Genomic DNA, 13,390 nt, shown 5'->3' with positions numbered 1-13,390 from the left:
CCGCTCAGCCCTTGGCGGCCCGGGCCGCGCGCTCCATCTCGACCTTGGCGCTGGCGGCGTACTTGTCGACGTACTCCTGCTCCGACAGCTCCATGAGCGCGTACATGATCTCGTCGGTCACGGCGCGCAGCACCAGCCGGTCCTCCTCCATCCCGTAGTAGCGGGAGAAGTCGAGCGGCTTGCCGAACCGCACCCCGGGCCGGATCCCGAGCTTGGGCAGCGGGCGGCCGGGCGGCATCATCTCGAAGGTGTTGACCATGGCCCACGGGATCACCGGGACCCGCGACATGAGGGCCAGCCGGGCGACGCCCGTCTTGCCCTTGTACAGGCGGCCGTCGGGCGAGCGGGTGCCCTCGGGGTAGATGCCGAGGATGCTGCCCTCGCTCAGCACCCGCATGCCGGTGCGCAGCGCGGCCTCGCTGGCCTTGCCGCCCGAGCGGTCGATGGGCACGGTGCCGACGCCGCTGAAGAACAGCCGGCTGAAGAAGCCCTTGACGCCGCGCCCGGTGAAGTAGTCGGACTTGCCGAGCGAGATGACCTTGCGGCGCAGGTGCAGCGGCCCGAAGAAATGATCGGCGAACGACAGGTGGTTTCCGGCCAGGATGGCCGGTCCCTGCCTGGGTACATTCTCCGCACCTTCTGCCCACGGCCGGAAGACGACGCGGAGGAACGGCCCCAAGATGGCCTTGACCACCCAGTAGAACACCCGGCCACCTCTTCTCGAGAGCTCTGTCAGCAAGCAAAGTCATCTTCGCATCTCAGGACGGATGCTCCTACCTCACCTCTCGCACAATCCCCCTCGATCGTGCGACGATCGGGCAATTCCGGGATGAAATCCCATCGAGGAGCTGTTATGCCGCTCATGCCAGGCGCGGAGCCCTATCACCATGAAGCAGGTCAGGTCGGTGTACTGCTGTGCCACGGCTTCACCGGCACGCCGCAGTCGCTGCGGCCCTGGGGCGAGTATCTGGCCGGGCACGGGGTGAGCGTCTCCCTCCCCCGCCAGCCCGGACATGGCACCACCTGGCAGGAGATGAACCGTACCCGCTGGGAGGACTGGTACGCCGAGGTGGAGAAGGCGTTCGAGGACCTCCAGGGCCGCTGCGCGGACGTCTTCGTGGCGGGCCTGTCGCTGGGCGGCTGCCTGGCGCTGCGGCTGGCCGAGGTGCACGGCGAGGCGATCAGGGGCGTCGTGGTGGTCAACCCGTCGATCGTCAGGGACGCGCCGCTGCTGATGCTGGCCCCGGTGCTCAAGTGGTTCCTGCCGTCGGTGCCGGGGGTGGGGAACGACGTCAAGAAGCCGGGCGTGACCGAGCTGGCCTACGCGCGCACGCCCGTGAAGGCGGCCGCCTCGCTGCCCGGCCTGTGGTCGCTGGTCCAGGGCGACCTGGTGAAGGTGACCCAGCCGCTGCTGGTCTTCCACAGCGCGGAGGACCATGTGGTGAAACCGACAAGTGTGGCGATGATTCGCCAGAACGTACCGCAGGCCACGATCGAGGAGCTTACCGATAGCTACCATGTTGCGACGCTGGACAACGATGCCCACAGGATCTTTGCCGGTAGCCTCGACTTCATCCGGACACATGCCTCGGTACCCTTGCAGAGGGACTGATCGCACCCAGGGGGAAGTCGCGATCGCTGCGGAGAGGCCCATCTAGGTGACGCCCCAGAGTGACGAGGACGAGGTCTGGCGCCAGATCGTCGCGTCCTTCAACGACACAGCCGAGCGTGACTCGGCCGACCAGCCATGGCCGGACAGCGAGAACGTGCCGGTCGAGCCCGTCCACCGGGTGGTGAAACCGGCGGCCGACGAGGACGCCGACGTGGAGGCGGAGCAGGGCGACGAGGACGACGACGACCTCGACGAGGACGGTGAGGGGCGCTTCGAGCCACCGGTGCCGCCGCCCCTGCCCAAGCTCGACCTGCCGACCAAGCTGGCCTGGGTGGCGCTGTTCGGTGGCCCGGCCTACCTCCTGATCGCCGCGATGGCCAACTGGCAGATGGAGGGCTGGGCGCTGTTCACCGCCGTGGCCGCGTTCATCGGCGGCTTCGTGGCGCTGGTGGTGCGGATGGGCGACGGCCCGCCCAACGACTCCGGGTGGGACGACGGCGCCGTGCTGTAGGGCGGCCGGCCTCCAGGAGGCCGGCCAGGGACTAGGAGTTCAGCGAAGGGTCCCTGGGCCCGAACGACTCCACCACGTCGGTGTAGCGCTCACGGGCGTCCACGGCATGGCCGACCGCCCAGACCGTGCCCTTGCCCGCGAGGTAAGTAGCGGCCTGCAAGCGCACGCTGTCCTTGCCCTTCGCGGCGTCGCCCCGGATGATCTCGCAGTTACCCTTCTCGCAGCGCATCATGAACGGCTCGGCGGCCCGTGACGGGTCGAAGCCGGAGATCCAGAAGCGGCCCTTGCCGTCGCCGGTGACACCGTAGAGACGCGACTCGGTCACGGGCAGCTCCTCCCGCTGCCAGCGCTTGCCGTTCCACGACAGGACGAGCGGGTCCACCTCGCCGTCGCTGCGGTAGACGCCGCCCACGGCCAGCGCCCGTTTGGGGCTGTCGACCTGGATGTCGCGCAGGTAGCCGCCGGGGAGGTCGGGCACGCGCATGGGCTTCCAGGTGCTGCCCGACAGGTGCATGATCAGCGGCGCCTTGCCGGTGTCGCCGACGGCGAACCCGTTGGACACACCGTAGAGCGCGCCCGGCTCCAGGACCTTTTCGTCGTCGTCCCTGGGGGACTCCTGGGTGGCCCACTTGCCGCCCTGGCCGGTGAGGATGAGCCAGGAGTTGTCGCGGCTGCCGACGGCCACCACCCGCCCCGGGCGGGCGTCGATGCCGCCGAGCCAGTCGCCCCCGCGCATCCCCTCCGCCCTGACCCGGTCGAAGCCGCCCGCGTCGCCGTGGGCGAGGTAGGGCAGGCCGTCGTGGCCGTCTCCCACGGCCCACACGTCGGACGGCGAGGTGGCGGCCACGCCGCGCAGGTTGCCGGCGCCGGTGGCGTCGCGCAGGGTCACCTCGGACCAACTGGTGCCGTTCCAGTGGCGGACCGTGCCGCGGTTCTTCCACACATCCCAGATCTCCTGCTGGCCCACGGCCCAGACATCGCCCGACGAGAGCGCGGTCACGTCGGAGAGCGAGCCGTCGGCGTCCAGGCGGACGCTCGTCGACTGCTGCCACGCCTCAAGCGTGGCGGGGTGAGGCTCGGCATGCGCGGCGGGCGTGACCTGCGACAAGGCCACGGACGTCGCCAAGATCAGGGTGAGCGCACGCCGCTGAAAGCGACGGGTCATGAGCAAATGCTACGGGTTCGCGACCCACCCCTGCTCCGTTAGGGTCCTACTCGCAGCTCGGCGAGCACCGGCAGGTGGTCGGTGGCGGCCCCGAGGTCGGCCTCGGAGGCGTCCGCACCGCCGCACGAGACGACCGTCAGACCGCGCTCGGCGAACACCGCGTCGATGCGCTCGCGCGGCCCCCGGGCCGGGAAGGTCAGCCCGTCGCCGCGGGGCGCGGCCGGATGGCAGTCAGCCAGCTGCCCGGCCAGATAACGCCAGGTGGGCTCGGTCTCCTGCTCGTTGAAGTCGCCGCCGATCACGATGGCGGCGCCGTACGCGCGCGCCGCCCGTCGCATCAGCGTCATCGCCTCGTACGCGTGCCGCAGCCTGGCCGCGCGATGGAGGTCGAGGTGGATCGAGCCGACGGCCAGGGGCACCCCCTCGACGCGCAGGATCGCGACGGCCAGCCCGCGGATCTCCAGGCCGAGGAACACCTTCAGCGCGTGGTGCTCGGCCGCCGGCACCTCGATCCCCGGGCGGGCGAGCACGGCGACGCCGCCGAGCCGGCCCCCGGCCGCCACCCGCAGGCCGCACGCCTCGGCCAGCTCGCGCCGCCGGCCGCGCCAGTTGAGGAAGCGCGGCGCCTCCTGGAGGCACAGGACGTCGGCGCGCATCGACTCGATCACCCGGATCAGCGCGGGCACGCTGTCACGCAGCCCCCGGACGTTGTACGTGGCCACGCGGAGCATCGCGCGCGAACCGGTCAGCGCAGCCTGGCGAGGTCGGCCGCGCCGACGACTCCCGCGGAGGCGCCCAGCTCGGCCAGCCGGATCTCGGCGAGCGGCCGGTGCCCCCTGCCCGTGAGCCGGCGGGCGAACGTCTCACGGGTCCGGTCGAGGAAGAACTCGGCCGCGCGGGAGACCCCGCCGCCCACGATGAAGCAGCCCGGGTCGAGAACCGCGGCCAGGTCGGCCATGCCCTGGCCGAGCCAGTCGGCGATGCTTGCGAACGCGAGCAGGGACGCCTCGTCACCCAGCCTGGCCGCCTCGGTGACCTCCTCGCCCTCGATCGTGCCGCCCGCCAGGCCGAGCAGGATCTCGGCCCGTTTCGGCTGCACGGCGGCGATGTGCCTGGCCTCGGCGACGAGGGCGTTGCCGCTGGCGTACTGCTCCCAGCAGCCGATCTGACCGCACCCGCACAGCCGCCCATGGGGCACCACCTGCATGTGGCCGAGCTCGGCTCCCATGCCCCAGTGGCCCCTGAACAGCTTGCCGTCGAAGACGAAGCCGCCTCCGATGCCGGTGCCGACCGTGATGCAGACGATGTGCGACTGGCCGCGTCCGGCGCCGAACCTGGCCTCGCCCCAGGCCATGGCGTTGGCGTCGTTCTCGATGACGACCGGCAGCCCGATCAGACCGCTGATCTTCTTCTGCAGCGGCTCCTCGCGCCAGGCGAGGTTGGGGGCGAACCGCACGATCGACCGGGTCTCGTCGACGAACCCGGCCGCGCCCACTCCGACGGCCTCGATCTCCCTGTCCTGGGCGAGCTCGCGCACGACCTCGGCCACCGTCGCGGCGACCTGGTCGGGCCGGTCGGCCGGAGTGGGCTTGAGCGCCTGGGCGACGATCGTGCCGTCGTCATCGACCACGCCCGCGGCGACCTTCGTGCCGCCGATGTCCACACCGATCGTGAGCATGCCCCTGTGTCCCCTCTATCCCAAATCAATATGTTCGACGTTGTCGCGGCGCTGGTCGCCGCTTTGATCGTCGCGCGGCCTGCGAGGGGCCGGCCTGCTCAGCGCGTCGATCGTCTGGCGGAAGGCGGCGAACAGCTCGCCGCCGGCCGCCACCAGGTGCCCGGCGACGTCGTTGCCGGACTCCCGCTGTGCCGCTATCGCCCGGCAGACCGGACAGGCGCGGCAGATGTACTCATCGTGCGGCTCGGACACCGCCTCGCTCCACACGTCCTTGTCCCTGCTGCCGCCACCGCTTCCGCCTCCGGTGAACGAGTTGAGCACGGTCCTGCCGACCTGGCGGGTGGCCCGCCCCTGGATGGTGTCGAACAGCTTGCGTGCCTCGTCCGTGACGGTGCCGATCGGGTCTCTGTCGTTGCGCTCAGTCATCTGGCCCTCCTGCTGTGAACCGTACCCGGAGCACGCCGTCGCGGAGCGCCGCGCCGCTGATCCTCCTGCGGGCCAGCGCCGCCGGCAGGGCCAGGATCCGCCGGTACGGTCCGGCGGTGATGATCAGCTCGTCACCCTTGCGGGCCAGGTCCACGTCGGCCCGGTCGGCGCCCGGCAGGGCCAGGGCCAGCTCGTCGGCGGACAGCCGCAGCGGCGGCTCCACGCCGGGGTCGGCGAACGGATCCGCCTCGCCGTACATCGCCGCGCCCATCTCGGCCAGCGCGTCCTTGCCGACCGGCTCGGCCGGCAGATAGGGCACGACGTGGATGGGCAGCGGCGCGAACGACTCCTCGGCCTCGGCGAGCAGTCTCGACTGGGCTGCCACCCACTGGGCGCGCCACTCGTCGGCGCCCTCCTCGGGGAAGACCCGGTTGGCGATCACCGCGTCGACGCGGTAGCCGTACAGGTTGAGCGAGGTGAGGGTGCGCCTGGCCTCGGCGAGCACCACCGACTCCGGCGTCAGCACAAGGCGCACCGAGGCGTGCTCGCCGGTGAGCAGCTCGCGCACCTCCAGCAGGCCGCGGTGCAGGCGCTCCCCCGCGCTCATGACCTCCTCGCCGGGCGCGCTGACGTGGGCGACGCCGCGCACGAACGGCGAGACGATCTTCATGATCTTGCGGCCGACCGGCATCAGCCTGGTCATGTGCCAGTCGAGCGCCTCGGGCAGGGCCAGCAGGCGCAGGGTCTCGGCGGTGGGCGCGCAGTCGACGACGATGACGTCCCAGCGTCCTTCGCGGGCGTGCTCACGCAGCTCCAGCAGCGCGATGACCTCCTCGGCGCCGGGCAGGATGGTGATCTCCTCGGAGGTGACCTCGTCCAGGCCCAGCTCGGTGAGCACCCCTCTGGCGTAGTCCTGCAGCTCGCCCCAGTGGCGCTCCAGCGTCTTCTGGGTGTCGACCTGGTGCAGGTGCAGCCCCGGCGCGATCTCGCCCGGCTCGACGCCGAGCGCGTCGGCCAGCGAGTGGGCGGTGTCGGTGGACACGATCAGCGTCTTCAGCCCGCGCTTGGCGGCGAGCGTGGCGGTCGCCGCGGCGGCCGTGGTCTTGCCCACGCCGCCCTTTCCGGTGAAGAGCAGGACCCGCGGGCTCACTTCAGCGGCCTTCGACGCGCTTCTTGAGGCCCTTGAGCGCGGTCTCCACGATGACCTTCTCCGCCTTGCGCTTGATCATGCCGAGCATGGGGACCGTGAGGTCGGCGGCGAGCTCGTACGTCACCTCCGTGCCACTGCCCGTGTCGGCCAGCAGGTAACTCCCCGCCAGCTCGGAGAGCATCTTGCCCGGCTCGACGATCTGCCAGCGGACGCTCTCGTCGTCCTGCCAGGTGTAGGCGAGGGCGTAGGTGTCGCTGATCACTCCGGCGTCCAGGACGAACCGCACCTTCTCCGGCCGGCCGTCGGCCCCGGTGCTCAATATCTCGGCCTTCTTCACCTGCCCGGCCCATTCGGGGTAGGCCGGAAAGTCGGCGATGACGGCCATCACAGCGGCGCGATCCGCGCCGATGGTGATGCTCGAAGTGGTGCGATCAGCCATGCGACCACCGTACCGGTCTGGTCACCATTCGAGGATGAACGGAACCCCCTTTCCCCGGAAATGACCTACGTTCACACACTCGGTGCGCCCGATCCGGGTGCGCCGGTGAAGGGGCTGGTGCACGTGCCCGAAGAGGGCGTAGCGCGGCTGCGTCCGCTTGATCGCCGCCAGCGTCGCCTCGCTGCCGCGTTCGAAGCGCCGGGCCACCACGTCGTAGAGCAGCTCGGGCACCGCGGGCGGGATGTGGCAGCACAGCACGTCGACCTCGCCGACCGCCTCGACCTTGGCGGCGAACTCCTCGTCGCTGATCTCGTACGGCGTGCGGTAGGTGGTCTTGAGCCCGCCGCCGACGAAGCCGAACCGCCAGCCGCCGATCTCCACGCTCTGGCCGTCGAGCACCTGGTGGCCGTCCTGGAGGTAGTCGGGCCACAGGCGCGGGATGTCGACGTTGCCGTAGGTGAGGTAGGCGGGCTCGGGCATGGCCGCGAAGAGCTGCTCGTACTGGGCGCGTACGTTGCGTTCGATGTGCTCGCGCGGGTCGCCGTCAAGGGTGGACCACAGCCGCGCCGACATGGCTCTGGCCTCGTCGAACCGCTTGGCGGTGCGGAGCCGGATGAACTCCGCGGCCCGTTCGGCGCCGAACAGGTCGGGGAAGATGCCCTGCGCGTGGTCGTCGTAGTCGATGAAGAGGATCAGGTCCCCCAGGCAGATCAGCGCGTCGGCGCCCGCGCCCGCGCGGGCCAGAGCGTCGGCCCTGCCGTGCACGTCGCTGATGACATGGACCCTCATGCGGGAAATCCTATGAGAGCGGCTGCTAGCGTGAGAATCACCCCTACCCGTGGGTAATTCCACGCGATAGCGGCCAAGGCGGTCCACGAAGATGGAGTTGATCCGTGCGCGAGTACAGCGTCCCGGTGCTGGTCGACGTACCTGCCTCCGCGAGCCTGCCGGACACGGTGTTCAGGCGGGCCGAGCAGGAGCCCGGCGCGGTCGTCATGCGGCGAAAGTCCGAGGGCGGGTGGCCGGCCGTCACCGCCGCGGAGTTCCGCGACCAGGTGGTCGAGCTGGCCAAGGGGCTGATCGCGGCGGGCGTCGAGCACGGCGACCGGGTCGCGCTGATGTCGCGTACCCGCTACGAGTGGACGCTGATCGACTACGCGATCTGGTCCGTCGGCGCGGTCACCGTGCCGATCTACGAGACGTCGGCGGTCGAGCAGGTCAGGTGGATCCTGTCCGACAGCGAGCCCAAGGCGGTGTTCGTCGAGCTCGACACGCACGAGGAGACGGTACGCGAGGCCGCGCCCGGCCTGAAGCCCGTCTGGCGCGTCGATGAGACGCTCGACGGTTCCGGGGTGGACGACGCCGTCTTCGAGGAGCGGCGCGCCCGGGTCGGCTCGGCCGACCTGGCCACGATCGTCTACACCTCCGGCACCACCGGCCGCCCCAAGGGCTGCCGGATCACGCACGACAACCTGCTGTTCACCGCCCGCAACGTGGTGGCGGGCCCCCTGGAGCAGCTCTTCACCGGAAAGGGGACGGCGGCCGCCCTGCTGTTCCTGCCGCTCGCGCACATCTTCGCCCGCATGATCCAGGTCGCCATCATCGAGGCGGGCGCGATCCTGGCCCACACCCCGAACATGAAGAACGTGGCCCCGGACCTGGCGGAGTTCCAGCCGACGTTCCTGCTCGGCGTGCCCCGCGTGTTCGAGAAGGTCTACAACGGCGCCGAGCAGAAGGCCATCGCGGGCGGCAAGGGCGCGATCTTCGCCCGGGCCGTCGACACGGCCGTCGCGTGGAGCAAGGCCGAGAGCTCCGGCGGCGCGGGCCTGGGCCTGCGCCTGCGGCACGCCCTGTTCGACCGGCTCGTGTACGGCAAGCTCCGCACGGCCACGGGCGGCCGCCTGTCGGCCGCGGTGTGCGGCGGCTCGGCGCTCGGCGACCGGCTCGGCCACTTCTTCAGGGGCGTCGGCATCGAGGTGTTCGAGGGCTACGGCCTGACCGAGACCTCGGCCCCCTGCTCGGTCAACATGCCGGGCGCCAACAAGATCGGCACGGTCGGCAAGCCGCTGCCCGGCGTGTCGATCCGCATCGCCGACGACGGCGAGATCCTGGCCAAGGGCCGCCACGTCTTCCACGGCTACTGGCACAACGATCAAGCGACCGCCGACGCGATCGACGCCGGCGGCTGGTACCACACGGGCGACGTGGGCGAACTCGACGCCGATGGCTACCTGCGCATCACCGGCCGCAAGAAGGAGATCCTGGTGACGGCGGCGGGCAAGAACGTCGCCCCCGGCCCGCTGGAGGACGCGCTCCGGGCGCACCCGCTGATCTCCCAGGCCATGATCGTCGGCGACGGGCAGCCGTTCGTGGCGACACTGATCACCCTGGACCCGGAGGCGCTGGACCAGTGGAAGACGGCCAACGGCCTGCCGTCGGCCACGCTCAGTGAGCTGCGGGCGGATCCGCGTGTGCTGGCGGAGGTCCAGAAGGCCGTGGACACGGCCAATCGGGCGGTGTCGAAGGCGGAGCAGATCAAGAAGTTCGCGGTGCTGGATGTGGACATCACCGAGGACAGCGGCCATCTGACGCCGACTCTGAAGATCAAGCGCAACGTGGTGATGCGGGACTTCGCCGCGGATGTGGACGCACTGTACAAATGATTACGCTGGGTATAGAAATCGCCACCCGCTGTGCCGCATTCGCTAGCCAGTCTTGACTTCCTCGCGCTAGCCTGTGAAGGCAATCGGGACCGGAGATCCTTTACATCCCCGGTCCCTACCTTCGAAGGTAGGGGAGAAGACCCATGAGCATCAAGGATTCGGCGCTTCAGTTCGGCACCGACATCGAAAACGAGCTGATCAAGATCCGCGCCGACCAGGTCGAGGTGGCGCAGGATCTGACGGAGCGCATCAACGGCGTCGCGGACCGGGTCAAGCGACTGGACAGCAAGGTCACCGCGCTGGACGACAAGGTCACCGCGCTGGACGGCAGGGTCACCGCGCTGGACGACAAGTTCACCGCCAAGTTCGAGCAGGTGGACGCCAGGTTCGAGCAGATGGACACCAGGTTCGACCAGATGCAGGCGACCCAGACGGAGATGACCCACATCCTGCTCGCCATCCAGCGCAAGCTCGACGTCAACTAAGCAATCCCCCGAACGGCCCCCGGCAGCGCAGGCCGGGGGCTGTTCGCTGTGCGGCGTCAGCCCTTCGTCGCACCCCCCGTGAGCCCCTTGACGAACTGCTTCTGCAGCAACAGGTAGAACACCAGGATCGGCAGCGTGGCCAGGAACATCAGCGCGAACATGCCGCCGAAGTCCGCCGCGTACTGCCCGAGCGACTTGTAGATCCCCGTCATGATCGTGGTCCCCTCGCGCGGCCCGTAGATGATCAGCGGGTTGAGGAAGTCGTTCCAGATCCACACGCCGAGGAAGATCAGCACGCTGGCCGTCGCCGGCCGCAGCAGCGGGAAGACGATCTTCCAGAACGTCTGCCACCGCGTGGCCCCGTCGATGGCCGCGGCCTCCTCCAGCTCCCGGGGCACGCCCTTCATGAAGCCGGAGAAGACGAAGACCCCGAACGGCACGTAATACCCGACGTTGAAGAGCACGAGGCCCTGCAGCGTCGACATCAGCCCGAGCGCCTTGAGCACCTGCGTGATCGGGATCAGGATCACCTGCGGCGGGATCATCAGCCCGCACAGCAGCAGCACCATGATGACCCGGGACCACCAGGCGTTCTGCCGGGCCAGGTAGTGGCCGAGCATGGCCGACAGCACCGTCAGGATGATGATCGACAGCGAGGTGACCAGGACGCTCGTCCGCAGCGACGACCAGAAGAGGCTGTCGGGGCTGGTCAGCACCCGGGTCAGGTTGTCGAAGGTGGGCGGGATCGGCAGCGACATGGCCCCGCCGGCGACCTGCCTGCTCTCCTTGAAGACGTTGATCAGCGCGATGTACAGCGGGATGAAGAACACCCCGCCGACGACCAGCGCGACCAGCGGGCGCAGCCATGGCACGGTGGAGCGCATCAGAGCTGCACCTCCCTGCGCTGCAGCACGCGCAGCGTGATCACGCACAGCAGCGCGATGATGATCAGCATGACGACCGCCTCCGCCGAGGCGTAACCGGTGCGGTTCTCCACGAACCCCTCATTCAGGATGACGAGCGCCACGCTCGCGGTGGTCCCCGTCCCGGGGCCGCCGTTGGTGATCACCTTCACGTGGTCGAAGATCTTGAACGCGGAGATCAGCAGGACCACGGTGTTGATGGTGAGCGCGGGCGCGAGCAGCGGCCAGGTGACGCTCCAGAACCTGCGCACCGGCCCCGCGCCGTCGATCGCCGCCGCCTCGGCCAATTCCTGGGGTACGCCCTGGAGCCCGGCGAGATAGACGACCACGCAGAAGCCGAGCATCTGCCAGCAGACGATCGACGACAGCGAGTAGAGCGCGATGTCCGGGTCGGACAGCCAGCCCGGCGGCTCACTGACGCCCAGCGCCCTGAGCCCCTGGTTGATCGGCCCGTCGTCGGCGAGGATGCGCGTCCAGATGACGCTGATGACCACGGAACTGATCACCATCGGGGTGAAGAACACGCTGCGCAGCGCGTTGTAGAGCCAGCCGCGGCGGTCGAGGAGCACCGCGATGGCGACGCCCAGGACGTTCGGCACGATGACGACGATCAGCGTGAGGATCGTGGTCACCCGCAGCGACTGCAGGAAGGTGTCGTCCCGCAGGAGCAGCTCGTAGTTGCGCAGGCCGACGAAGTGCGTCTTGGGCCGCAGCAGCGCCTGGTCGGTCAGGCTGTAGCCGAAGCTGAGCGTGATCGGCAGCACGACGAGGCAGAAGTAGATGAGCGTGCCCGGCGCCGCGAAGGACAGGAAATGCCATAACCCAGCGCGTTTGCCGCCCGACCGTCGCCGGCGCGCTCGGGCCTGCGCATGGCCGGACTTGTGCTGGTGGATGGTGGTGCCAGCGGCCATCAGGCCAGACCCCTCCTAGTCAGGGTGGCGGGGCGGGCGCGCTCGGCGGCCCGCCCCGCCGGATCAGCCGGACTTCTCCCACTCGGTGTCGAGGAAGGACAGTGCCTGGTCGACCGTCTTCTTGCCGCTGACCAGGTCCTGGGCCGTGGACCAGAACTTGCCCTGCATGCCGGGCAGCATGGCCGTGTCCCCGGCCTCCCAGCTGAACGCGGGGACGGTCGCCTTCTCGTTCTGCGCCTTCTGCCACAGGTCGTAGACGGCCTTGAACACCGGGCCCGTGTCCGACGGAGGCGTGTAGCCCTTGATCGCCGGGAAGAGCGCGTCGGCCTTGACCGAGGCGTCCAGATTGGCCTTGGTGAGCTGGAAGGCCAGCGCGAACTTCTTGGCGGCGGCCATGTTCTTGGCCGTCGCGCTGACGGACAGCCCGCCGCCGGTGAACGTTGGCATGTGCAGGCTGCCGTCGTCGCCGGGCCAGGCGAAGACCCCGATGTCGTCCTTCATGGGCGAGGCGTCGGCCGCGGCGGCGAACCAGCTGCCCATCGGGTACATCGCGCCCTTGCCGCCGAGGAACGCCTCCTGCGTCTTGGGATAGTCCTGTCCGATCTGCCGCTTGTCGAGGTAGCCCTTGGTGGCCAGGTCGGTGAACTTCTGCGTGGCGGCCTTCATGGCCGGGTCGGTGGCGAACTTCACCTCGCCGTTGCGCCGCTTGGTCATCCAGTCGGGCGTCTTGGCATACAGGTCCGTGGCCAGGATGGCGGTCCACGGCTGGGAGGTGACGAACACGCCGCCGGACACGAACGGGGTGATGCCCTTGGCCTTCAGCTTCTCGGCGTCGGCCAGCAGGTCGGCGTAGGTCTTCGGCGGCTCGGCGATGCCGGCCTTCTGGAACAGCTTCTTGCTGTAGTAGACGTTCGGGATCGTCTGCGTGTTGGTCGGCAACTGCAGGACCTTGCCGTTGACCGCGCCGCAGGTCGGGCAGAGGAAGTCCTTGAGCTCATCCGGCGTCCACGGCGCCAGGCTCGGCTCCAGGGCGATCAGGTCCTGCATGCCGATCTGTACGTCGGGCAGCTGCCCGGAGGCGGCCAGCTGCTTGGCGTAGTCGTTGCGCTCGGACTCCGAGGGCGCGGCGACCAGCTCGACCTCCAGGTCGGGGTTGGCCTTGGTCACCAGATCGACCTGCGCCTTCCAGTACGACTCCGGCAGGTTCGGCGAAGGAAATACCAGGAAGGAGACCTTCTGCTTGCCGCCGGACGCCGGCGCCGAGGATTGGCCTCCACTGGGCGTACTGCTTGAGCAGGCACTCAGTGCGAGAGCGACGGCGAGTGTCATCGCCCCAGCCGCGAACAGCTTGTTCACTGTGCCACCCTTCTCACTCATCCGATCATTCGGTGGGGGCGCGAAAACTGATGCGTGCGATAGGTAGGACC

General features: G+C 69.5%; 15 protein-coding genes. 4 read left to right on the top strand and 11 right to left on the bottom strand.

Going from position 1 to position 13,390, the window contains the following annotated elements; all coding sequences use genetic code 11:
* Positions 1–4: 4 nt before the first annotated feature.
* Positions 5–706 carry a lysophospholipid acyltransferase family protein gene (locus KME78_RS30310; protein ID WP_219532804.1) on the bottom strand — a complete coding sequence of 234 codons (702 nt, stop codon included), beginning with the start codon at positions 704–706 and terminating at the stop codon, positions 5–7.
* Between the two features lie 147 nt (positions 707–853).
* Between KME78_RS30310 and KME78_RS30305 the strand changes: the two genes are divergently transcribed.
* Positions 854–1,612: an alpha/beta hydrolase gene (locus KME78_RS30305; RefSeq protein ID WP_219532803.1), complete on the top strand. Its 759-nt coding sequence runs from the start codon at positions 854–856 to the stop codon at positions 1,610–1,612.
* A gap of 46 nt (positions 1,613–1,658) precedes the next feature.
* On the top strand, positions 1,659–2,123 hold the full coding sequence (locus KME78_RS30300; protein WP_219532802.1) for a hypothetical protein: 465 nt from the start codon (positions 1,659–1,661) through the stop codon (positions 2,121–2,123).
* A 31-nt stretch (positions 2,124–2,154) separates the two neighbouring features.
* Here the strand turns inward: KME78_RS30300 and KME78_RS30295 are convergent, their stop codons facing one another.
* Genes KME78_RS30295 through KME78_RS30265 form a run of 7 tightly spaced genes read right to left on the bottom strand, consistent with a single transcriptional unit; the run spans position 2,155 to position 7,770 of the window.
* A complete protein-coding gene (locus tag KME78_RS30295; RefSeq protein WP_246652083.1) occupies positions 2,155–3,288 on the bottom strand; it encodes a hypothetical protein in 1,134 nt (377 codons plus the stop codon).
* A gap of 38 nt (positions 3,289–3,326) precedes the next feature.
* A complete protein-coding gene (locus tag KME78_RS30290) occupies positions 3,327–4,019 on the bottom strand; it encodes an endonuclease/exonuclease/phosphatase family protein (RefSeq protein WP_219532801.1) in 693 nt (230 codons plus the stop codon).
* 14 nt (positions 4,020–4,033) lie between these two features.
* A complete protein-coding gene (locus tag KME78_RS30285) occupies positions 4,034–4,966 on the bottom strand; it encodes an ROK family glucokinase (RefSeq protein WP_219532800.1) in 933 nt (310 codons plus the stop codon).
* A gap of 15 nt (positions 4,967–4,981) precedes the next feature.
* Positions 4,982–5,392 carry a DUF5304 domain-containing protein gene (locus KME78_RS30280; protein WP_219532799.1) on the bottom strand — a complete coding sequence of 137 codons (411 nt, stop codon included), beginning with the start codon at positions 5,390–5,392 and terminating at the stop codon, positions 4,982–4,984.
* Entirely contained in the window at positions 5,385–6,542 is a 1,158-nt protein-coding gene (locus KME78_RS30275; RefSeq protein ID WP_219532798.1) for an ArsA family ATPase, read from the bottom strand. The genes KME78_RS30280 and KME78_RS30275 overlap by 8 nt, the downstream gene beginning before the upstream one ends.
* Position 6,543: 1 nt before the next feature.
* Positions 6,544–6,981 carry an SRPBCC family protein gene (locus KME78_RS30270; protein WP_219532797.1) on the bottom strand — a complete coding sequence of 146 codons (438 nt, stop codon included), beginning with the start codon at positions 6,979–6,981 and terminating at the stop codon, positions 6,544–6,546.
* Between the two features lie 21 nt (positions 6,982–7,002).
* The gene (locus KME78_RS30265; RefSeq protein ID WP_219532796.1) at positions 7,003–7,770 is read right to left on the bottom strand and encodes a metallophosphoesterase family protein; all 768 of its coding nucleotides are present in this window, start codon (positions 7,768–7,770) and stop codon (positions 7,003–7,005) included.
* 104 nt (positions 7,771–7,874) lie between these two features.
* Here KME78_RS30265 and KME78_RS30260 point away from each other — a divergent pair, with 104 nt between their 5' ends.
* Positions 7,875–9,644, top strand: coding sequence for an AMP-dependent synthetase/ligase (locus KME78_RS30260; RefSeq protein WP_219532795.1), 1,770 nt, complete (start codon positions 7,875–7,877; stop codon positions 9,642–9,644).
* Positions 9,645–9,787: 143 nt separating this feature from the next.
* A complete protein-coding gene (locus KME78_RS30255; RefSeq protein WP_219532794.1) occupies positions 9,788–10,129 on the top strand; it encodes a hypothetical protein in 342 nt (113 codons plus the stop codon).
* Positions 10,130–10,185: 56 nt separating this feature from the next.
* Here KME78_RS30255 and KME78_RS30250 read toward each other — a convergent pair whose 3' ends face one another.
* The 3 genes from KME78_RS30250 to KME78_RS30240 all read right to left on the bottom strand — a co-directional run bounded on the left by KME78_RS30250 (position 10,186) and on the right by KME78_RS30240 (position 13,319).
* Positions 10,186–11,013, bottom strand: coding sequence for a carbohydrate ABC transporter permease (locus KME78_RS30250; protein WP_219532793.1), 828 nt, complete (start codon positions 11,011–11,013; stop codon positions 10,186–10,188).
* A complete protein-coding gene (locus KME78_RS30245) occupies positions 11,013–11,963 on the bottom strand; it encodes a carbohydrate ABC transporter permease (RefSeq protein WP_219532792.1) in 951 nt (316 codons plus the stop codon). Before KME78_RS30245 ends, KME78_RS30250 begins: the two co-directional genes overlap by 1 nt.
* 63 nt (positions 11,964–12,026) lie before the next feature.
* Positions 12,027–13,319, bottom strand: coding sequence for an ABC transporter substrate-binding protein (locus KME78_RS30240; protein ID WP_219532791.1), 1,293 nt, complete (start codon positions 13,317–13,319; stop codon positions 12,027–12,029).
* Positions 13,320–13,390: the final 71 nt, after the last annotated feature.

Origin of the sequence: Nonomuraea guangzhouensis, from assembly GCF_019396345.1 — a bacterium.
Lineage (GTDB): Bacteria > Actinomycetota > Actinomycetes > Streptosporangiales > Streptosporangiaceae > Nonomuraea > Nonomuraea guangzhouensis.
This window is presented reverse-complemented; position numbering and strand designations above follow the sequence as displayed.

What these genes read in the sequence shown, in the direction of transcription:
- KME78_RS30265 (WP_219532796.1), bottom strand. Translation starts at nt 7,770, where the DNA reads ATGAGGGTCCATGTCATCAGCGACGTGCACGGCAGGGCCGACGCTCTG.
- KME78_RS30270 (WP_219532797.1), bottom strand. Translation starts at nt 6,981, where the DNA reads ATGGCTGATCGCACCACTTCGAGCATCACCATCGGCGCGGATCGCGCC.
- KME78_RS30280 (WP_219532799.1), bottom strand. Translation starts at nt 5,392, where the DNA reads ATGACTGAGCGCAACGACAGAGACCCGATCGGCACCGTCACGGACGAG.
- KME78_RS30285 (WP_219532800.1), bottom strand. Translation starts at nt 4,966, where the DNA reads ATGCTCACGATCGGTGTGGACATCGGCGGCACGAAGGTCGCCGCGGGC.
- KME78_RS30245 (WP_219532792.1), bottom strand. Translation starts at nt 11,963, where the DNA reads ATGGCCGCTGGCACCACCATCCACCAGCACAAGTCCGGCCATGCGCAG.
- KME78_RS30305 (WP_219532803.1), top strand. Translation starts at nt 854, where the DNA reads ATGCCGCTCATGCCAGGCGCGGAGCCCTATCACCATGAAGCAGGTCAG.
- KME78_RS30290 (WP_219532801.1), bottom strand. Translation starts at nt 4,019, where the DNA reads ATGCTCCGCGTGGCCACGTACAACGTCCGGGGGCTGCGTGACAGCGTG.
- KME78_RS30250 (WP_219532793.1), bottom strand. Translation starts at nt 11,013, where the DNA reads ATGCGCTCCACCGTGCCATGGCTGCGCCCGCTGGTCGCGCTGGTCGTC.
- KME78_RS30255 (WP_219532794.1), top strand. Translation starts at nt 9,788, where the DNA reads ATGAGCATCAAGGATTCGGCGCTTCAGTTCGGCACCGACATCGAAAAC.
- KME78_RS30295 (WP_246652083.1), bottom strand. Translation starts at nt 3,288, where the DNA reads ATGACCCGTCGCTTTCAGCGGCGTGCGCTCACCCTGATCTTGGCGACG.